Here is a 20,000-nt window from a genome sequence, read left to right as displayed (position 1 = left end):
CCTCTTCTCTGACAGTGGTGTTCCGGGAGCGGCGTTCGGGGGTAGGGCGGCGTTCGGGGGTCCGGGCTCTGAATACTCGGAGTCGGTTGTGCGGGTGCAGATGTGGGGACTCGAGGGGTTCAGGGCTGATACCACCTGCCGACGACTCGGTTGCCGAGCCAACCGAACAACCAGAACACCGTGACCCCGAGCAGCGAGGCGAGGACGATCGAGGCGAACAACTCCTCGGCCTGCAACCGTGACCGGTAGTTGTCGATGAGGATCCCGATACCGGGATTCCCCTGTTTGAAGAAGAAGTCACCGACGATCGCACCCACCACGGACAGTCCCGCCGAGATGCGCAGACCGGCGAAGATGGCCGGCATGGCGGCGGGGAACTCAAGCGTGCGCAGGACGGTGAGCCGGCTCGGGTGGTGCAGGGCGAACAGGTCGCGCATCTGACGATCGACAGATCGCAGGCCGAACAGGGTGTTGGACACGATCGGGAACAGCGAGATCAGTACACATACGAACACGCGTGCGCTGAAACCGAACCCGAACCAGAAGCCGACCAATGGGACGAGCGCAAGAATCGGGACGCACTGCAACACCACGGCATACGGGAACAGTGCGTTCTCCATGAGTCGTGACTGTGACATGACCACGGCCCACACGATGCCGATCACGGCGGCGATCAGCAGACCGGTCAGGGCGACGGTCGCCGTCCGCCCCAACGCCTCCCACATGTCATGTGCCGCATCGCCGAGGAGTCCGTCGGTGACCACCGTGTGCGGCGGAGGCATCAGGAACCGGCGACCGGGATCGAGAACGGCGTAGCTCACGAGGTACCAGAGGCCGAGGACGAGGGCCAGGACGACCAGCGGGCCGCCGATCCCGCTGACCCGGGACCGTGATCGCCTGCGCCGCGTGCGCGCGGCGACGGTCAGTTCGGTGGTGGATCCGGTGTCCGACGTCGCGCCGGACCTGGTCCGCGCGGGAGTGGTGGTCGTGAGGCCGGTGGCGGGGTCGGTGTCCGGACTGGTCATGAATGTGCCTCTCGGAGTGCGCGGGAGATCCGGCCCGCGATGGCGCCGAACTCGGGCTCGAAACGCAGATCGGGGGAGCGGGGATAGTCGAACGGGACCTCGATCTCGTCGACGATCGTTCCGGGTCGGCCCGACATCACGAGGACTCTCGTGGACAGGAATGCGGCTTCGGCCACCGAATGCGTGATGAACAGGCCGGCGAAACGTTTGACGGCGAACAGCTCCGTCAGATCGGTACCGAGCCGCTCGCGCGTCAGCTCGTCGAGTGCGGCGAACGGTTCGTCGAACAGGAACAGATCCGGGTCGAGGGTCAGCGACCGCGCGAGTGACACACGCATGCGCATCCCGCCGGACAGCATGTGCGGCAGGTGCTTCTCGAAACCGTCGAGTCCGACGGTCGTCAGAGCGGCCCGGACTCGTTCGCGCCGTTCCGATTTCGGGGTGCCGTCGAGTTCGCCGAGCAGAGCCACGTTGTCGGCCACGGACCGCCACGGGAGCAGGGTGGCGTCCTGGAACACATAGCCGATGCGGTCGGCCCCGCTCTGCATGTAACCGCCGGTGATGGTCTCCAACCCCGACGCCAACCGCAGGAGGGTGGACTTGCCGCAGCCCGAAGGTCCCACGACGCTGACGAATTCACCCTCCCGGACGGTGAGGTCGACGTCATGCAGTGCGTGGGTTCCGTCCGGGTACGTCAGATCCACGTGCTCGAAACCGACGAGCGGGTGACCGAGTGCGGGCCGCGGGGCCGCTGTAGAGGAACTCATCATCTCTCCATACCGACGAGGAACGGGACTGGGCTTGCGGGCAGGGTGATCTCGGGAAACGTGGTCCAGTGGGTGGTCTCCGTGTGTGCGACCGGACGGCCGTTGACGACGACGACCCGATCGGCGGGGGCGGCGGCGATCACGTCGACGAGGTCGGTGCCCCGTACCGCGAGGAGGTCGGCGCGGGCCCCGACGACAGGACCGGCCGGTTCCAGCCCGAGGACCGCACGCGCCTCGCCGGTGACGAGGGACAGGGCGATGGCCGGTTCCTGGTGCGCTGCGGTGATCAGCAACGCGGCCGTCTCCAGCGGGTCTGCGCGTCCGACGGGATTGAACGGATCGCGGATGTTGTCGGCCCCGCCGGCGACTCGGACGCCGTGATCGCGGAGCACGCCGATCGGGGTGATCCCGCGACGGCCGGCGGATGCCCCGTGCCTGCCCTGCAGGTACAGGTTCGTGACGGGCAGGGCGATGACCGAGACCCCCGCTCGCGCCAGCGCGCCCGCCACTCGTTGCAGATCGGGCCCGGGCAGTGTGTCGAGGCGACAGCAGTGTCCGGCGGTACGGATGCGCTCGGACGGCCAGTCGGCGACCCGGTCCGCGAAAGCCTCGATCGTGAGGTGGTCACCGTCGAGGAACTCGTCGACGTGCAGGTCGACACCGAGTTCTCGTGCTTCGGCAAGGTCGAGCAGGCGGGTGAGCTCGGCCCGGGGGTCGTCGGCGATGTGTGGTGCGCCGCCGAGGAGGTCTGCACCGGCATCGAGTGCGGCCTCGATGTGACGTGTCGGTGTGAGCGGACTGGCGAGGACGGTGACCTGGATGTCCATCAGACCCCGGAGAGAGTCACGGACCTCGACGAGGGTCCGCACCGCGCGGAGGGGATCGTCGTGGGTGAGGATGTCGGCATGCGTTCGGACCGCGGTGATCCCGTTGCGCAGCATGGCCGAGGTGGCCCGCAGAGCCCGGGTGCGGAACGACTCCGCGTCGAGCCGGACGCTACCCGCCCGCCACGTGGCGATGGCGTCGACGAGGTCGCCGGTGGGCGGCGACAGCTCGCTCCACGACAGTGCCTTGTCCAGGTGGGCATGAGGTTCCGCCGCAGGTGGGAGGAGAACATGCCCGCGAAGGTCCAGCCAGCCGGGGCGTCGGAACGAGGCCTCGTCGGCCGGACTGATCGACGCGACCCTCCGCACACCCCCCGGTTCGGTCGACACGTGGATGTCCACGACCGATCCGTCGGGCAGCGAGCCGGTGACACCCGGTACGGGGGTGTCCGGATCCGAGGCTGTCTGCGGGGGTTGAATCACATGAACTCCGTTGCGGGACTAAAAGGATGCGCATCGGTGCGCGATGACTGCAGGTCCGCCGTGGCTGGGTCGGCGAAGATCGAGCGTTTCGTGATACTTGTTGACCACGTCAACAAGACCGAATATAGGAATGCGCTGTTGCCGCGACGTTAACCAGAGCTGCGGGCATGTAACCATCGGCGCGGATCGCCGACAGGAGGTGAGGCGGGTATGGCCCTGGACGAGCCGGATCTCGCTCAGGTGTCGTTGGGTGCGGAGATCCGGCGGCGCCGCAAACAGCACGGCCTGACCCTCGCGAATCTGGCTGCCCAGGCGGGTATCTCACACCCGTTCCTGTCCCAGCTCGAACGGGGTTACGCGCGGCCGAGCATGACGACGTTGGAACGGATCGCCCGCGCTCTGGACACGACGCAGGTGAGTCTGATGCTGGCCGCCGATCCGGCGCAGGTCACGCCCACGACGACGTCGGCGCCGGCAGGCGTCGGGGTCGTCCCGGCGGGCGGCGGTGCGATTCTCCCGCAGGCGGGCGACGACGCCGGCTACGCGCGGCTCCTGGTCCGCGGGGACGCCGCGTTCTTTCCGCAGGAGCAGGTGCTGAACCGACGGGAACACCGCGAGTATTTCCAGCACGAGCAGGACGAGTGGGTGCACGTGGTCCGCGGTGAGATCGAGGTCGACTTCGGCGACGGCAGTCTCGTCGAATTGCGCACGGGCGACAGTCTTTACTACGCTGGCGGCATTCCTCACCGCTGGCGGTTGATCGGTCCGGAGTCGGCACATCTGATCGTCGTGCAGGCCTCGTCGTAGACGATCGGGGCAGACAGTCGTAGACGATCGGGGCAGACAGTCGTAGACGATCAGTGCAAGCAGTCGTAGACGAGCCGCTTGGTTGAGGTGCTGTGGTCCCTGTGGCTGGGAACCCGGCGGAGGTCACCCCATGACCGAGGAGATCTCCGATGACAGTGTCGTCGAGCAGTATTCAGGATCCGATCCGCGTACGGGTCGTCGCGCGGCGACGCCTCGCCGCGCACATCGACGAGTTCGTGCTGGGCCCGGCCACCGAATCCCCGCTCCCCGTGTGGACCGCCGGGTCGCACATCGACCTCCACACGCCGGCCGGGCCCGTACGGCAGTACTCGCTCTGCCCGTCGCCCGACGAGGCCGGTCACTATCGGATCGCCGTTGAGCGGCGTGCCGACAGCCGGGGTGGGTCCCGGTCCGTGCACGAGGACCTGTCCGACGGTAGGGAAGTCCGGATCGGGCCGCCGCGCAACCACTTCGCGCTGACCCGCGCCTTGTCGTACGTCTTCGTCGCCGGTGGGATCGGGATTACCCCGCTCGTCAGCCTTGCGGCGGAGGCCGATCGGGCGGGACGGCCGTGGCGTCTGATCTATGTCGGGCGCTCTCGTGAGGAGTTGGCGTTCGCCGATGAACTCGAGGCGCGTCATCCCGGACTCGTCACGATTTTCGAATCTCGCCGTACCGGCCGGCCGGATCTCGCAGCTGTACTGTCCGGCCTCGCGCGTGGAACCGCCGTCTACGCGTGCGGACCACCGTCGATGCTCGATGCGGTGGAGGACGCGTGCGCTCGACGACCCGCTGTCGATGCGTTCGCCGAGAGATTCACCGCCGCGACCACTGAGATGATCGAGGACTCCGAATTCGAGCTCTCGCTGGCGTTGTCGGGGGTCACTGTTCGGGTACCGACCGACCGCACCATTCTCGATGTGCTCGGCGCGAGCGGTGTGGTGGCACCGGCGTCCTGCCGGGAGGGGATCTGTGGAACCTGCGAGACCGGGGTGGTCAGTGGGGAGGTGGATCACCGCGACTCGATTCTCTCGCCGGAGGAACGGTCGGAGAACGAGTCGATGATGATCTGTGTGTCCCGTTGCACCAGTGGTCGTTTGGTCCTCGAGCTGTGACGGCAGGTGAACCGTGACCGGGGTGGTGTTGTCCGGTGCTGCGGCGGTCTTGCGTGACGTGTCGACGGTGACCCACGACCGGGTTGTCGTCGACGGCGGGAGGATCGTGGACGCGCCGGCGCCCTCGGGGGACCGAGCGGCGGGTGGCGCCGAGATCGTCGACGTGTCCGGTTGTGTCGTCACACCGGGCCTCGTCAACGCGCATCATCATCTGCTGCAGAGCGCGTTCCGGTCGCGTCCCGACACCAGGTCGGTTCCGATGCGGGACTGGCTCGCACGGATGTCCCAGCGGTACAGCATGATCGGCGTGGACCCCGAGTTGACCGCGGCCTCGGCGTCGGTGGCGCTCGCCGAATCACTTCTGTGCGGGGTGACCACGGTGGCCGACCACCATCTGACGTGGCCTCGGGACCAGGACCCGGTGTCGCTGGCGGGTGCGACGATCGGCGCCGCACGTCGCGTGGGTGCCCGCCTGGTGTTCGTGCGGGGAACCGCCCGTGACGATCCGGACACCGCCGCGCGATCGGTGCTCGACATCCACGACACCCATCTTTCCGATGCGCGTGACGGTGTGACCTCCGACGGCATGATCCAACTGGCGGTGGGCCCGTCGGGTGTTCACGCCGACGGTCCGGAGACTTTCGCCGCCCTGGCCGAGGTGGCCCGTGATCTGGGTCTGCGTCGCCGGACCCAGGCCAACGAGAAGATCGATGTCGAGGTCGCCGCCGAACGCTACGGGCGCCGTCCGCTCGAATTGCTCGACGAGTGGGGATGGCTCGGCGAGGACGTCACCGTCGCCCACCTCTGCGACATCACCCACGCCGAGATCGACCGGCTCGCCCGGTCGGGAACGACCGCCACGCATGCACCGGCCTGCGATGTACCGATGGGCTGGGGTGTCGCCCGCGTCGCCGCACTGGCGGCGGCCGGCGTGCGTGTCGGATTGGGGACGAGTGGCGGCGGGAGCAACGACGCCGGTCATCTGCTGGCCGATGCGCGTCTGGCCGTTCAGGTTTCGGGGTTGATCGGCGAGCCGGTCACGGCCACGGCGTGTCTCGGGATGGCGACCGAAGGGTCAGCCGCCGGGTTGAACCGCCCCGGGCTGGGGCACCTGCGGCCGGGAGCGGCCGCCGACCTCTGCGTGTGGGACTGTTCGGACGTCTTCGACGCGGGGGCGGCCGATCCGGTGGACGGCCTGCTGTGGGCCGGACCGGGCCGGCGGCCCCGCGACGTCATGGTCGGCGGCCGGTGGGTGGTTCGCGAGGGCCGGTTGCTCACCGCGGAATCCCGCTCACTCGCAGCCGAACTCGGTGCGCTGCTGAAGCGGCGGCAGGTACCCGAGCACTGATCGGTGAGAAGTGCAAACTCTGCTCCCTGAGGTGCGAGCGACGTGGCAATTGCTCCCTGAGGTGCGAGCGAAGCGAGCCGCGAAGGGTCTCGGCGAGACGGGTTGCGAGACCCTTCGAGGCTCGTCGCTTGCGCTCCTCGCACCTCAGGGAACGGAGGGCGTCGCTTGCGCTCCTCGCACCTCAGGGAACGGAGGGCGTCGCTTGCGCTCCTCGCACCTCCGGGAGCGGAGGGCGTCGCTTGCGCACCTCAGGAGTGCGGGCACCAAGCCTCGCCGTCAGGACGAAACTGTCGCACAAGGCGGTGCCGGTGCGTCCTCGGACAGTGGCTTGTTCAGGGGCATCAGGTACAGGACATCGAGGACGACCGGGGTGGTCCCGAGGTTGGCTCCCTCGTGGGTGTTCGCCTTGCCCCCGGGCTCCTGGATGATCTCGCCGGTCCGGTAGACGACCGGCTTGCAGTCGGAACCGGGATGGGTGAGCGTGCCCTGTCGGACCAGGCCGTAGAGCGGGCCGTCGTGATAGTGCCAGCCGGTGGTGCCGCCGGGAGCGATGGTGATCTCGCGGACCTCGACGTGTACGCCGTCGGGCACGAAGGGCAGCAGATCCGCCGGGATGTCCGCCTTGGCCAGGCTGACCGCCGAGATTCCGGATGAGGGTGTGGCATTCGCCGCCGTCGACGACATCGCGAGGGGTGTCAGGAGAGCGGCCGCGGCGGCAAGCGTCGCGACGGCGGTGCGCAGGAGAGGTGTCATCGTCCGACCGTACGTGGACCGGACGGAGGGGATAACCGATTCGTCCGATTCCGCTGTGCGACAGCTCTGGACGATTGACCCGAACGGTTCTGGGTGCAGGTCGATGTGCCTACGATGGCGGAGCCGGTTCGATGACCCGGCCCGAACTCAGGGAGCCCTGGATGCCTCGCTTGTCCAACGCCGCGATCGCCCGCAGCGCCGCCGTCCTCTGCTTGGTGCTCGGCGTGTCGGGGCTGCTCGTGCCGTCGGCCGGTACCGCGGCTGCGGACACCCTCGCCGGGGTCGGTTACGCCAAGGCGACCGCGGGCGCGCCTTACCGGGAGACCTGGGTGTCGCCGCGGAACCTGGTGGTGTCGGTGTGGTCGCGGTCCATGCAGACCCAGATCCCGTCCCTGGTTCAGACGCCCGCCAACCGGAATCAGTCCTCACCGGTGATGTATCTGCTCAGTGGATCGTCGGGCGGCGAGGACAACGACGACTGGACGCACGCCACCGATGCCAATGCGTTCTACGCGAACAAGAACGTGTGGACCGTGACCCCGATCGGCGGTGCCGCGAGCTACTACGCCGACTGGCGCCGCGTCGACCCGGCGGCGAATTTCCGCTTCGGCGTGAAGACGTCCCGTCCCCTGCGGTGGGAGACCTTTCTGACCTCGGAGTTGCCCGCCGCCTTCGAGAACGCCCACGGGGGACGATCGGGCCCGGGACGCTCACGCGGCGTCGCGGGGATCTCGATGGCGGGTACGGCGGTGCTCCGGATCGCCGAGAACCACCCGGGTTTCTACCGAGCGGTCGGCTCCTACTCGGGATGCGCCGACACCGCATCGCCCACCGGACAGCTGCTGCTGCGCAACGTGGCGTTCGTCCCCGGACTCGCCGACGCCAGCAACATGTACGGCCCGCCGGGAGACCCGCAGTGGGCGGCGCAGGACCCGGTGATCAACGCCTACAAGCTCGCTCGCCGCACCCCCGCTCTGTGGATCAGCGCGGCGACCGGCTTGCCCGGCGCGCACGACAACCTGTCGGACCGGCGAGTCGCCGGCAACGTGGGGGAACTCGCCGAGCAGGTCGCCGCCGGCGGATTCGCGGAGGCGGCGGCTCGATCCTGCACCGTGACCATGGCAAACCGTCTCGCCGCGTTGCGGATTCCGGCCGTCGTACGGTTCCCACCCGTCGGTACCCACTCCTGGGGTTATTGGGAGGATCAGATGCATCAGTCCTGGCCGATGTTCGCGCGAGCGCTCGGGGCGTGATGTCTGCGGGGCGTGTGTCGAAGGACGGCCCCAGATGAGCGCAACCCGCCGCAGCCTCTGGCTCTCACAGCTGCTGCACCCGGATGTCTCCCATGTCGTCGCATTCGGCCTCACGCTCGACGGCGAGCTCGACGTCCCACGGTTCAGCGGCGTCGTCGACGACGTGCTCGACCACGTCGGCTGGCATGACGTACATCTGCCCCCGGGGCAGTCACCCGCCGACCCGGGGCCTGTGCGCTTGGGCCCGGCCGACAGCGGGACCGACGCGGTGGTCTGCGTGGACCTGTCCGGAACCGCCGATCCCGATGCCTCGAGCCGGACCCGCGCGCAGCGTTTCCTCGATGCCCCCGACGGCGCCGACCTCACCGCGCCGCTCTTCCGCAGTGAACTGCACGTCCTCGCGGCCGACCGGCATCGGTGGGTGGTGCGTATCCATCACGTGCTGACCGACGGTGCGGGCGCGCTGCGGGTAGCCGGGCACATCGCGGATGCGTACGCCGGTACCGTCGCTGCCGACGCGCTCGAGCCGGCCGATGACGTCGAGCTCGAAGCCGAGGAACAGCGCTACCTCGGGTCTGGCAGGCGGACAGCGGACGCCGAACACTGGAGACGCCTGCTCGAGCGACACGAGCCCTCGCGTCTCACCGACATCGCCGGCACGGGCGAGGCACGCGGCCGAGCCCGCCTGACGTCCCGCATCGTCCGCGTGACCGAGACGCTCGGCGGGCCCCGGGCCGCGTCGTCGGCGGAGTTCGTCACCGCGTTCGCGGGCATGTGCGCGCGGCTGCTCGACACCCCGGACGTGGGTCTCGGTCTCCCGGTCGCGGCGCGCACGTCGGCGACGCGGCTACGTGCCGCTCAACCGGTGTCCAACGTGGTTCCGCTCACCCTGCCGGGCATCGGCGACCACGACGCGGCGCAGGCTGTCGCGGACGTCTCCGCGGCGGTCGTCGACGCGTTGCGGCACCAGCGTCATCCGCGTGAGGAGATGCTGCGGGAACGGCCGGATCTGACGGATTTCGGCGCGGTCGTCAACCTGCTCCCCGGGTTCTCTCCACCCGTGGTCGACGGATTGCGCTGGAGTCTGGAGGTGATGCGCACCGGCCCGATCTCCGACGTCGCGGTCACCGTGCATCCCGCCGGCCAGGACGGACGACGGGCGGTGACCTGGGAGGCGCCCGCGGCGTCCTTCGATACGAGCGCGCTGACGACACTTGCCCGACGATTCGACGCGTACCTGACGGCGATGCTGTGCGAGATCGACGGCGGCCCGGCCGTTCCCGACGACTCGGTGTTCGTCGACGACGAGTGGAAGCGGTTCGCGCGACGCGCCGGACAACCGCCGCCGACGTTCACGCCGACTGCCGCGCTCCTCGAAGACCACCGGCCCGACGACGATCCGACCGCGCCCGCGATCATCGACGGTGAACTGTCGTGGACGCGAGACGAATTCCGCCGCCGCGTCGACTCCGCCACCCGACTGCTGATCGAGGCGGGAGTGCGTCCCGGCGACCGGGTCGCGGTCTGCATCGAGCGCTCGGCGGCATCGGTCGTCGCGTTCTGGGCCGTGATGGGCGCGGGTGGGGTGTGGCTGCCGGTCGGCGATCGCTTCGCACCCGAGGCTCGAACCCTCGAACTCCTGGACAGGTCGGGCGCCGTCGTCGGCCTCACCGTGCGCGGGGGTGCGCGGCCGGGCCGGATCCGTTGGCTCGACGTCGATGAACCGCCGGAGTCGCACACCGGATACCGGCCACCGGGCCTCGACCGTGGGCCCGACGACGGCGCGTACCTGTTGTTCACCTCGGGGTCCACGGGCCGGCCCAAGGGTGTCCTGATGCCGCACAGGGGAATTCCCGCGCTGATCGCGGAGATTCGGGCGTCGTACGGGCTGACGTCGGCGTCGAGGATCCTGCACGTCTCGTCGCCGACCTTCGACACCGGCATCGTCGAGATGCTGTGCGGCGTTGCCTGCGGAGCCACGATCGTCGTCGCGCCGCCGAAGGTGGCAGGCGGTGACGCGCTCGCCGATCTCATCCGAAGGCAGCGCGTCAGCCACATGATGGTGACGCCCTCGGTACTCGCCTCGCTGCCAGTCGGGGCGGCCCGTCACCTCGAGCTGGTGATCGTCGGGGGCGAGACCCTTCCCGCGCCGCTGGCCGACACCTGGGCCGCCCGCGTCTCGTTGCGTAATGCCTACGGTCCCACCGAGACACGATGCAGCATCAATCTCTCGGCGCCCCTGCATCCGGGTCTGCCCATCAGTGTGGGGCCGCCGATGACCGGTGTCATCGAGGCGGTGCTCGACCGGCGCGGCAGGCCCCAGCCGCCGGGTGCACGCGGAATGCTGTTCGCCGCCGGACCCGAAGTGGCCGACGGTTACCTCGACGATCCGGTCGCAAGCGCGAAAGCCTTTGTCGAGTCCACGATCTCGGATGACGCGGCGATGTACCGGACAGGTGACCTGGCCACGTGGACCGTCGACGGCGACCTTCGGTTACTCGGCAGGCGCGACGATCAGATCAAGCTCCGCGGGCTGCGTGTCGAACCCGCGGAGATCGATGCGGCACTGGTGCGGTGTCCCGGCGTGCGGGCGTGCGCGACCGTTCTGCGTGAGTTGCGGAGCGGGCGTTGCGCGCTGGTGTCGTTCGTGGAGCAGGGCGTGCCCGGGCCGAATATAGACGGCCCCGGTCTTCGGCACCTTCTCGGACGTGTCCTGCCGTCGTACATGATCCCCGCCCTGGTCGTCGTCGTCGACGAGCTACCCCGGACCGGAGCGGGAAAGCTGGACCGGAAAGCGTTGCGCGCGTGGCCGTTGCCGGATCGTCGTCCCTCGCGCGGTCCGGAGGGAGCGCACGAGCAGCTGCTGGTGGAGGTGGTCGGTGAGGCGCTCGGTGTCGGAGCGGTCGACTTGTTCGCCGGTTTCCTCGAGCAGGGCGGTGACTCGCTCGCGGTGCTGAGGGTGATCGCCGGACTCGGGGCCGCGGGGCACGTGGAGATCACCCCGAACGATGTTCTCTCCGCACCGGATCTGGCCACTGTGGCGCGGCAGATGGTCGGACCCGACCGGGTCGCCATCGAGCCGTTCACGACCAGCGGGACCGCGGACCGGCAGCCCTCCACCGGGATCGCGGCCGGGGCGTCCGGCACAGGTGACGACGCTGCCGGCGAGCGTCCCCTGACGGTCGCGGAGCGCACCGTCGTACGGGAACCCGGTCATCCGGATGCGCAACTGATCCGGGTCGGTTGGGTGCCACCGGCGGCCGACCGCCCATCGGCAGCAGAGTTGCGTCAACTGTTCCGGGTGCTGGCCGATCGGCACCCCGCGCTGCGGTCCACCTATCCCGACACCGCCGGGGGACCGGTTCGGCGTCCGATGGCCGGCGGCGCCGACGCCGTCGTCGCTGCTGCGCTCACCATCGCCGGAGCCCCGTCCGGTGATGATGTGTCGCGAGGCGATCTCCGCTCGCACGCGGAGCAGATGTCCGTCGAACTCGACGTCCGGGTGGCACCGCCGTTCGCGGTGCGGATCCTGACGGGTGCGCGCGACGAGGTGCTGGCCGCGATCGCGGTCTTTCACCATGTCGCGGTGGACGGGCAATCGCTGGCCGTCCTCGCCCGCGATGCCGACGCGGTCGTCCGCGGAGTGCCGTTGTCCGCGTGCGCGTCCCGGCCGGAGCCCGTGCCCGGCGCGTCGGGCACGACGTCGGGTGGCGACTTGCCGCCCGGGTCGTTCGGCTCCCTGGCGGATCGGGACTTCACCTTCGACGGGATCGACCCCGCGGAGTATCCGCGGGCGAGTGCCGTGCGGCGTCGTGGACTCCTCGACGCCGAGGCCTACTCGAGATTCTGCACCCGCGCCGCCGCCGAGCGCATGACCCCGTTCGAGGCGTTCGGTCAGAACGTCGCCCGGGCTCTGGCCACACTGACCGGGCAGGACCGCGTGATGGCCGCGACGACGGTGTCACGACGCCCGGCCGGCGCCGAGAACACGGTGGGCGACCACGTGATCTGCGCGATCACGCCCCTCGACGCCGGTGTCGACGCGGGGACCGCGGTGACTCGCACCCGCGAGTGCATCGGTGCCGCGACCACCTCCATGGAACTCGTGCTCGCCTCCCTCGGACGACCGGTCGTCGATGGCCGTCTCTTCCCGGTCCCCGTCCTGCTGGGATGGACGCCGACCATCATCCCTCCCACATCCGGCGGCACCCTCTACGCGTTCCCGCCCACGCATACCCGATGGCTGGTGCAGATCGAGGGATCACCGACGCCGACCGGAGAACTGCAGATCGTCGTGACGGGGGCGGCGCCGGTACTCGACGACGCACGTATCGACCAGATCCTGGGGTCGGTGATCGCGCTGGTCCGCGGCTGAGGCGAGACCGCCGCGAACGTGACCGCTTGAACCCGGACGCGACACACCCCGCGGACCATGGGCCCGCGGGGTGTGTCGGTCGCGCGTGTAGCGAACTGACGATCAGGCCAGATCGAACCGATCGTTGTTCGACACCTTCACCCATGCCTTGACGAAGTCGTTGACGAACCGCTCCGCCGAATCGTCCTGCGCGTAGACCTCGGACAGTGCGCGCAGCTGCGAATGCGAGCCGAACACGAGGTCGCTGGCGGTCGCCGTCCACTTGGCCTCACCGGTCGTGCGATCGGTGCCCTCGTAGACGTTCTCCTCCGAACCCGACTTCCATTCGGTGCTCATGTCGACCACGTTGCGGAAGAAATCGTTGGTCAGCACGCCGGGACGATCGGTGAACACGCCGTGCTTCGCGCCGCCGTAGTTGACGTCGAGCACGCGGAGTCCGCCGATGAGCACCGTCAGCTCGGGAGCGGTGAGGTCGAGCATGTAGGCCCGATCGAGCAGGAGCGACTCCAGCGGAGTCTTCTCGCCGTCCTTGCTGTAGTTGCGGAAGCCGTCGGCGCGCGGTTCGAGCACGGCGAAGGAATCCACGTCGGTGCTCTCCTGGGACGCGTCGGTGCGACCGGGGGTGAAGGGCACCTTGACCGGGAATCCGGCTGCCTCGGCGGCCTTCTCGATCGCCGCAGCGCCACCGAGGATGATGAGGTCGGCCAGCGACACCTTCTTGCCACCGGAGGCCGAGTCGTTGAAGTCCTTCTGCACCTGCTCGAGAACGGGCAGGGCCTTGGCGAGTTCACCCGGCTCGTTGATCTCCCAGTTCTTCTGCGGCTCGAGGCGGATACGGGCGCCGTTGGCCCCGCCGCGCTTGTCGGTGCTGCGGAAGCTCGCCGCCGAGGCCCACGCCGTCTTGATCAGCTGGGTCTGCGACAGCGAGTCGAGCAGTGTGCTCTTGAGAGAAGCGATGTCGGCGTCGTCGATCAGTTCGTGGTCGACGGCAGGCACCGGGTCCTGCCAGATCTGCGGCTCGGGAACCCACGGGCCGAGGTAGCGGCTCACCGGTCCCATGTCGCGGTGGAGCAGCTTGTACCAGGCCTTCGCAAAGGCCTCGGCGAGCTCCTCGGGGTGGTCGAGCCAGCGACGGGTGATGTCGGCGTAGATCGGCGACTCACGCAGCGCGACATCGGTGACCAGCATGGTCGGTGCGCGCCCGGGACCACCGAACGGGTCGGGGATGGTGCCCGCGCCTGCCCCGTCCTTGGCGACGTACTGCCAGGCCCCGGCGGGGCTCTTCGTCAGCTCCCACTCGTAGCCGTACAGGTTCTGGAGGAAGCCGTTGCCCCACTGGGTGGGCGTCGAGGTCCAGACGACCTCGAGTCCGCTGGTGATGGTGTCCTCGGCCTTTCCCTTGCCGTAGCCGGACTTCCAGCCCAGACCCTGCTGCTCGATGGGGGCTCCCTCGGGCTCGGGTCCGATCAGATCTCCGTTGCCTGCGCCGTGGGTCTTGCCGAAGCTGTGACCGCCGATGATGAGCGCGGCGGTCTCCTCGTCGTTCATGGCCATCCGGCTGAAGGTCTCCCGGATGTCCTCGGCGGCAGCCAGCGGGTCCGGCTTGCCCTCCGGGCCTTCGGGATTCACGTAGATGAGACCCATGGTGGTGGCGCCGAGAGGCTTGGCGAGTTCGCGCTCGCCCGAGTAGCGCTTGTCGGTACCGAGCCAGGCATCCTCGGGTCCCCAGAAGACCTCCTCGGGCTCCCAGATGTCCTCGCGGCCGAAGCCGAACCCAAAGGTCTTGAAGCCCATGGATTCCAGCGCGACGTTGCCGGCGAAGACGAGGAGGTCGGCCCACGAGAGCTTGGTGCCGTACTTCTGCTTGATGGGCCACAGCAGGCGGCGGGCCTTGTCGAGGTTCGCGTTGTCCGGCCAGCTGTTCAGCGGTGCGAAGCGCTGTGCGCCCTGACCGCCGCCACCGCGGCCGTCGAAGATGCGGTAGGTGCCGGCGGCATGCCAGCTCATGCGGATGAACAGGCCGCCGTAGTGGCCGTAGTCGGCGGGCCACCAGTCCTGCGAGGTGGTCATGAGCGAGACGAGATCGGCCTTGAGGGCCTCGACATCGAGCTTCGCGAACTCCGCCGAGTAGTCGAAATCGTCACCGAGGGGGTTGGAGAGTGAGGAATGTGCGTGCAGGATCGAGAGGTCGATCTGCTCGGGCCACCAGTCCTTGTTGGTCAGCGGCGCATGACCTTTCGGCTCCGGCGACGAGATGACCGGATTCTCGCTCTCGCTGTTGCTACGGGTCTGCTCGTCGGAATTGGGCGGACGGCTGTCGGAGGTCACGACATTCCTTTCGGTGGTGGAACTGGCGGGCTGTTGATCACGGACGTGATCAGGTCGGGGTGGTCAGGTGGGGGCCGAGCTGACGCATTCGGGACAGAGTCCCCAGAAGATGACCTCGGCTTCGTCGAGCACGAAGCCGTGGTCTTCGGACGGGACCAGACAGGGGGCTTCCCCGATGGTGCAATCCACGTCGGCGATCACACCGCATGCGCGGCAGACGACGTGGTGGTGGTTGTCTCCGGTGCGGAATTCGTAGCGCGACACCGAGCCCGACGGTTGAATGCGGCGGATGAGGCCGCGTTCGGTCAGGGCGTGCAGCACGTCGTAGACAGCTTGCCGTGACACATTCGGCAGGGTCTCGCGCACCGCGTTGTAGATGGTGTCGGTGTCGGCGTGGGGTAGTCCGTCGACGGCGTGCATCACCGTCACCCTGGGCTGGGTGACGCGGAGTCGGGCCGCCCGGAGTTGCTGGGCGTAGTCCGAAGTTGATGTCACGTGGACCACCATAGGGGCGCCGCGCCCGCCGCGCAGCCATTTTCTGGAATTGATCCAAATTTGTGTCGAGCCACACCCTCGGCGTCCGGACAGACGACGACGGCCGCCATCCGGGTGGGATGGCGGCCGTCGGTGACGGAACGATCAGCTGTCGATGCCGACCAGGTCCTTGGCGAGCTCTGCGAACCGGATCTCGATCGCAGAGACGACGCGCTGACGATTCTTGTGGGCTTCCTCGTACGCGAGGGTGACGCGCAGGTCGGCAGGCTTGTCGAGCTGCTTGACCGCAGCCACGGCATCCCCGACGTTGAGGTCGACGTAGCCCTGGATCGGCAGATCCTCGGCCTCGACGGTCCCGGTGATCTCACGCAACTGGTGAAGCGCATCGGCCGCGCCGTCGGCACCGCTGTCGCGGGCGCTGTCCTCGACTGCCTCCAGCGCCGCGTCGCGGCCCGCGGCCACCGTCTTGGACACGGCGGCGCCGGCATTGCTGACGGCGTCACCGGCACGCGACGCCGTCTCGGTCGCGTCGTCGACCGCGCGGCCGAACCTGCTGCGGATGGTGTCGACGGGATCGGGCAGCTGACGGGCGAACTCCGCGGTCCGGTCGATCGCCCACGATGCGCCCAGCGCGGGTGCGGTCAAGGCGCGTGCGGCGATGCCGCTGGCCCACTGCGACGGTCCGCGACGCAGGGCGGCCGGGCCACCGAGGGCCTCTTCGGCGAGCACGGTCGTGAGCCAGTGCACGGTGGCCGTGTGGGCGTCGATGAGGCGGTCGGCCAGCGTGACCAGCGCCTGGTCCTCCTGACCGGTGGCGAGCGCCTTCAGATAGGTGGCGCGGGCGACGAGACGCTGTTCCAGCGCAAGGTCGTCGAGAAGTGCTTCGTCGAGCGGTTGGGTCTGCTCGGCGAGCGTCTTTGCGGCGGCTCCGACCCGCCCGAGAACCGGACGGATGACGTCGACGAGTCCGCCGCGCTCGCGCAGCGCGGTCTGGATCGCGTCGGCCCGCTTGCGGGCGTTCTCGGCGTTCTGTGCGAGTTCCTTGCGGATCGCGTCGGTGCGCGCCTGCGCCTGCCGTGTTTCGGCGATCTGGATCTCGGTGTGCGTGAGTGCGAGGATTGCGCGAAGTTGCTGGTGGACGGTGGTGGTGGAAACTGTCATCGGATTTCTTGCTCCCCTCTTCTCCGACGTTGGTGGGTACACCCCGAGTGTTGCCAGGAAATGCGGTTATGTAACATCCTTCGGCCGATTGGTCGGTCCAGCGGCGTCAAACATGCTGTCGCCCTGCGCCTCTCGCCGATTGTGAGCCGAGTCACATCCAGGTTCGAGGCGCCGCGCAATGTCTGGATCAGGAGGTTTGGCCGCCCCGGACGGGCCCCGCCCCCGGCTTGTTCTCGGTCCCCGGGAACTCGGAGCGGGGCGTCGAAGCCCCCGGCCCGGTGAGGTTTGGCCTGGTCCCGGTGGTGGGTACCTCGGCGCGATGGACATCGCGGACGGTGCAGGTCTCCCCGTGCGCCGTTCTCTGTCCGCCGGGTCCGAGATGACGGTCGACCGTCTTGCGGCCCATCTCGGTACGGGTGTCGTCGGCGACCCCGGGATCGGGGCGTCGATCGTGCACGACCTCGACGACGACTCGCGGACCATCCGCCCCGGGGACGCCTACTTCGCGATACCGGGCAGCCGGTGGCATGGCCTCGACTTCGAGCACGCGGTCGCCTCCGCGGGGGCCGTCCTCGTGATCAGTGACCGTCCGTCCGCGGTGTTGCCGACGATCGTCGTCGACGATCCGCGTCGGACGATGGGGCCGTTGGCGTCCTGGTTTCACGGTGAACCGTCTCGCGATGTGCGCGTCTTCGGGGTCACGGGCACCAACGGCAAGACCAGCACCACCCACTTCATCGACGCCGGCCTCACCGCCGCCGGGGAATCCACCGGACTCATCTCGGGGTCACGTATCCGCGGCCCGGGATACGACGTCGTGCCGGCACGAACCACCCCGGAAGCACCGATGCTCCAGCGCACACTGGCATCCTTCCGGCGGCACGGAGTGAGTTCGTGCGCCATGGAGGTCTCGTCGCATGCGGTGGACCAGCATCGTGTCGACGGCACGGCTTTCCGCGTGATGGCCTTCACCAATCTCTCCGACGACCATCTCGACTACCACGGGTCGATGGAGTCGTACTTCGCCACGAAGGCGGACATGTTCACCGCGGAACGCACACAGATCGCGGTGGTCGACGTCGATGACACCTGGGGTGCGCGGCTGGCAGCCGAGACCGGCGTGGAGACCTGGACGTGCTCGGTCTCCGACCCCACTGCCGACGTGGTGGCCGACGATCTCCGGCACGGGCCGCTCGGCACGGCGTTCACCGCGCGGACACCGCACGGCAGCGTCGCACTGGACCTGCAGGTGTTGGGTCCACACCAGGTGGGCAATGCGCTCGTCGCGCTGGCCTGCGCGGCGGCCGACGGCGTGGACCTCGCCGCAGCGGCCGAGGGCATCTCGTCGGTGACCGGCATCGGCGGACGCTGCGAACCGGTACACGCAGGCCAGCCCTTCCGGGCGATCGTCGACTACATGCACAACACCGCAGGCCAGCACGCCATGCTGCCGTATCTGAGGTCGCTGGGCGGAGGGCGACTGATCGTTGTGATCGGCGCAACCGGGGGCCGGGATCCCGGCAAGCGCGTCCCTCTCGGCCACGTCGCCGCGGCCTACGCCGACGTCGTCATCGTCACCGACGAGAGTCCCGAAGACGAGGACCCTGCCGCCATCAGAGCGGAGGTCTTACGGGGAGCGCGCGAGGACGGCACCGCCATGGTCGTCGAAGAGGCCGATCGCCACGGAGCATTCGTGCTCGCGGCGTCCATGGCCGGTGACGACGACGTCGTGGTCGTCACCGGCCGTGGCAGCGACACGTTCCGCCGTTACGGCGCACAGTCGTCGTTCTTCGACGATCACACCGAACTCAAACGGGCGATCAGCGAGACCCGCGGCCGCCGCTGGTGAACACCTCGGCGCGGGCGGCCGCCGCGGCTTCGAGTTCGCGCTGATAGAGGATGCCGTATGTGAAACCGTTCTCGCCGTCACGGACTCCGGCGCTCGCGCCGAGTTCACGGAGAGTCCGCGCGGCGACGGCCGCGTCCTGATGTTCGCCGAGCACGGTCTGGATGTGCTTGTACCGCTTGGCCTGGCCACGCCCGACGGCCTTCTCCACGACCGGGGTGGCGAGCTCACCCGCGTAGCGGGCGCGTTTGGCCGCCTTACGCGCCCGGTGCAGGTCTTCCTCGTCTCCGCTGGACAGCGCCTGCGACAAACGTGTGTCCGCCTTGCGTGCGGCGCGGGTGGCGATGCGGCGGAGATCTTTTCGTCCCACGCGCTCCGCGGCGAGCGGGACCGATTCGGTCCACCCGGACAGCGTCGCGAGCAGTCGCCGGTAACGGTCGGAGGTCATGACCTCGGTGACGGACCGGCGGTGCCGGTGCTGCTGGGCGGACAGCTCCTCGTCGATACGCGCCGCCACCGGGCCGAGCACCAATTCATCGGGCAACTCGGCCACCGCCGAGGCGAACCGGGCCCGGAGGACCTCGCGATCGCGCACCTCACCGAGCTCACCCGCGAACCATCGCAGCTCGCCGTCGAGTTCCGGTAGCCCCGTCGGCTCGAGAAGGCGTTCGCACGTCCGCAGCGTGCTGCGAAGCCGCCGGATCGCCACGCGAACGGCGTGCACCGGATTCTCCCCGCGACGCAGCGCGACGTCGCCGCTGAAGATCTCGCCGATCTGCTCGTGGACGTAGGCGACGAGGGCGTCGCGAGCCGGTGAGGGCGCCGGACCGACCTGTGATCCGTCGTGTCCGACGGCTCGCGCGAACGTCGACGGCGCCGAGGCAGGTCGGGCCCCGGCGCCGACGAGACGTTTGCGGACGTTCTTCGGAATCCGGCCGGAACCCGGGGCCACACTGATCTCGCGCCACGATGTGGCGGTGGCGACGGGTCCGGTCGCCGTCGCGGACATGGCGTCGTCGACCACCTCGTACCGAAGTGCGCCCGCCTCATCGAGGTACCGGTGGCGGGTGCGGCGCGTGTGGACGATGGCCGCGACCCGGAGCGGGTTGCCGAGCCGCAGTCCCCACAGGGCGTCGTCGATCTCAGCGGGTACGGGCGTCGACGACGCGTCGACGCGTTCGACGGGCCGGTCGCCGGATCCCGGCAGGGTGACCCGCCAGCCGGGTGCCTGGCCCTCGCCATCGGCGTAGACCACGGTGACCCCGTGTGCGAACAGGTCACGGTCCTCGGTGTCGTAGTAGGTGTCGGTGAAGTCGGTGGACTCGATCTCGAGGTCGGCGGTGTCGTCGCCGAACTCCGGGATCGCGGTATCCAGGCCGAAATCCCAGGTGTTCTCGCGTGTGGTGTCGGTGTGCACAGT

The 20,000-nt window shown here is 69.0% G+C and carries 14 protein-coding genes; 6 read left to right on the top strand and 8 right to left on the bottom strand.

Features of this window, described 5'->3' with window-relative positions; all coding sequences use genetic code 11:
• Positions 1-119 precede the first annotated feature (119 nt).
• Genes ACSUZC_RS19465 through ACSUZC_RS19455 form a run of 3 tightly spaced genes read right to left on the bottom strand, consistent with a single transcriptional unit; the run spans position 120 to position 3,096 of the window.
• Positions 120-1,025: an ABC transporter permease gene (locus tag ACSUZC_RS19465; RefSeq protein ID WP_439030098.1), complete on the bottom strand. Its 906-nt coding sequence runs from the start codon at positions 1,023-1,025 to the stop codon at positions 120-122.
• The gene (locus ACSUZC_RS19460) at positions 1,022-1,792 is read right to left on the bottom strand and encodes an ABC transporter ATP-binding protein (RefSeq protein ID WP_439030097.1); all 771 of its coding nucleotides are present in this window, start codon (positions 1,790-1,792) and stop codon (positions 1,022-1,024) included. Before ACSUZC_RS19460 ends, ACSUZC_RS19465 begins: the two co-directional genes overlap by 4 nt.
• Positions 1,792-3,096: an amidohydrolase family protein gene (locus ACSUZC_RS19455; RefSeq protein WP_439033183.1), complete on the bottom strand. Its 1,305-nt coding sequence runs from the start codon at positions 3,094-3,096 to the stop codon at positions 1,792-1,794. Before ACSUZC_RS19455 ends, ACSUZC_RS19460 begins: the two co-directional genes overlap by 1 nt.
• A 213-nt stretch (positions 3,097-3,309) precedes the next feature.
• On the opposite strand from ACSUZC_RS19455, the gene ACSUZC_RS19450 reads away from it, so the two are divergent.
• The 3 genes from ACSUZC_RS19450 to ACSUZC_RS19440 all read left to right on the top strand — a co-directional run bounded on the left by ACSUZC_RS19450 (position 3,310) and on the right by ACSUZC_RS19440 (position 6,369).
• Positions 3,310-3,906 carry a helix-turn-helix domain-containing protein gene (locus tag ACSUZC_RS19450; RefSeq protein ID WP_439030096.1) on the top strand — a complete coding sequence of 199 codons (597 nt, stop codon included), beginning with the start codon at positions 3,310-3,312 and terminating at the stop codon, positions 3,904-3,906.
• Between the two features lie 149 nt (positions 3,907-4,055).
• Positions 4,056-5,021, top strand: coding sequence for a PDR/VanB family oxidoreductase (locus ACSUZC_RS19445; RefSeq protein WP_439030095.1), 966 nt, complete (start codon positions 4,056-4,058; stop codon positions 5,019-5,021).
• A gap of 13 nt (positions 5,022-5,034) precedes the next feature.
• On the top strand, positions 5,035-6,369 hold the full coding sequence (locus ACSUZC_RS19440; RefSeq protein WP_439030094.1) for an amidohydrolase family protein: 1,335 nt from the start codon (positions 5,035-5,037) through the stop codon (positions 6,367-6,369).
• Between the two features lie 276 nt (positions 6,370-6,645).
• Here ACSUZC_RS19440 and ACSUZC_RS19435 read toward each other — a convergent pair whose 3' ends face one another.
• Positions 6,646-7,122 (bottom strand): cupin domain-containing protein, encoded by a 477-nt coding sequence (locus tag ACSUZC_RS19435; RefSeq protein ID WP_439030093.1) that lies wholly within the window; start codon positions 7,120-7,122, stop codon positions 6,646-6,648.
• A gap of 161 nt (positions 7,123-7,283) precedes the next feature.
• On the opposite strand from ACSUZC_RS19435, the gene ACSUZC_RS19430 reads away from it, so the two are divergent.
• Entirely contained in the window at positions 7,284-8,375 is a 1,092-nt protein-coding gene (locus ACSUZC_RS19430; RefSeq protein ID WP_439030092.1) for an alpha/beta hydrolase, read from the top strand.
• 34 nt (positions 8,376-8,409) lie between these two features.
• Positions 8,410-12,750 (top strand): AMP-binding protein, encoded by a 4,341-nt coding sequence (locus ACSUZC_RS19425; RefSeq protein ID WP_439030091.1) that lies wholly within the window; start codon positions 8,410-8,412, stop codon positions 12,748-12,750.
• A 102-nt stretch (positions 12,751-12,852) separates the two neighbouring features.
• Here the strand turns inward: ACSUZC_RS19425 and katG are convergent, their stop codons facing one another.
• The 3 genes from katG to ACSUZC_RS19410 all read right to left on the bottom strand — a co-directional run bounded on the left by katG (position 12,853) and on the right by ACSUZC_RS19410 (position 16,734).
• On the bottom strand, positions 12,853-15,078 hold the full coding sequence (gene katG / locus ACSUZC_RS19420; protein ID WP_439030090.1) for a catalase/peroxidase HPI: 2,226 nt from the start codon (positions 15,076-15,078) through the stop codon (positions 12,853-12,855).
• A gap of 63 nt (positions 15,079-15,141) precedes the next feature.
• Positions 15,142-15,585: a Fur family transcriptional regulator gene (locus ACSUZC_RS19415; protein WP_439030089.1), complete on the bottom strand. Its 444-nt coding sequence runs from the start codon at positions 15,583-15,585 to the stop codon at positions 15,142-15,144.
• 132 nt (positions 15,586-15,717) lie between these two features.
• Complete coding sequence (locus ACSUZC_RS19410) at positions 15,718-16,734, bottom strand: ferritin-like domain-containing protein (protein ID WP_439030088.1); 1,017 nt, start codon at positions 16,732-16,734, stop codon at positions 15,718-15,720.
• 379 nt (positions 16,735-17,113) lie between these two features.
• Between ACSUZC_RS19410 and ACSUZC_RS19405 the strand changes: the two genes are divergently transcribed.
• On the top strand, positions 17,114-18,583 hold the full coding sequence (locus ACSUZC_RS19405; RefSeq protein ID WP_439033182.1) for a Mur ligase family protein: 1,470 nt from the start codon (positions 17,114-17,116) through the stop codon (positions 18,581-18,583).
• Here the strand turns inward: ACSUZC_RS19405 and ACSUZC_RS19400 are convergent.
• Positions 18,555-19,997, bottom strand: coding sequence for a CHAD domain-containing protein (locus ACSUZC_RS19400; RefSeq protein WP_439030087.1), 1,443 nt, complete (start codon positions 19,995-19,997; stop codon positions 18,555-18,557). The genes ACSUZC_RS19405 and ACSUZC_RS19400 overlap by 29 nt on opposite strands.
• Positions 19,998-20,000: the final 3 nt, after the last annotated feature.

The sequence above is a fragment of the Gordonia terrae genome (genome assembly GCF_051789125.1).
Lineage (GTDB): Bacteria > Actinomycetota > Actinomycetes > Mycobacteriales > Mycobacteriaceae > Gordonia > Gordonia terrae_A.
Note: the sequence above shows the minus strand (reverse complement) of the source record. Positions and strands in the feature narration are given on the sequence as shown.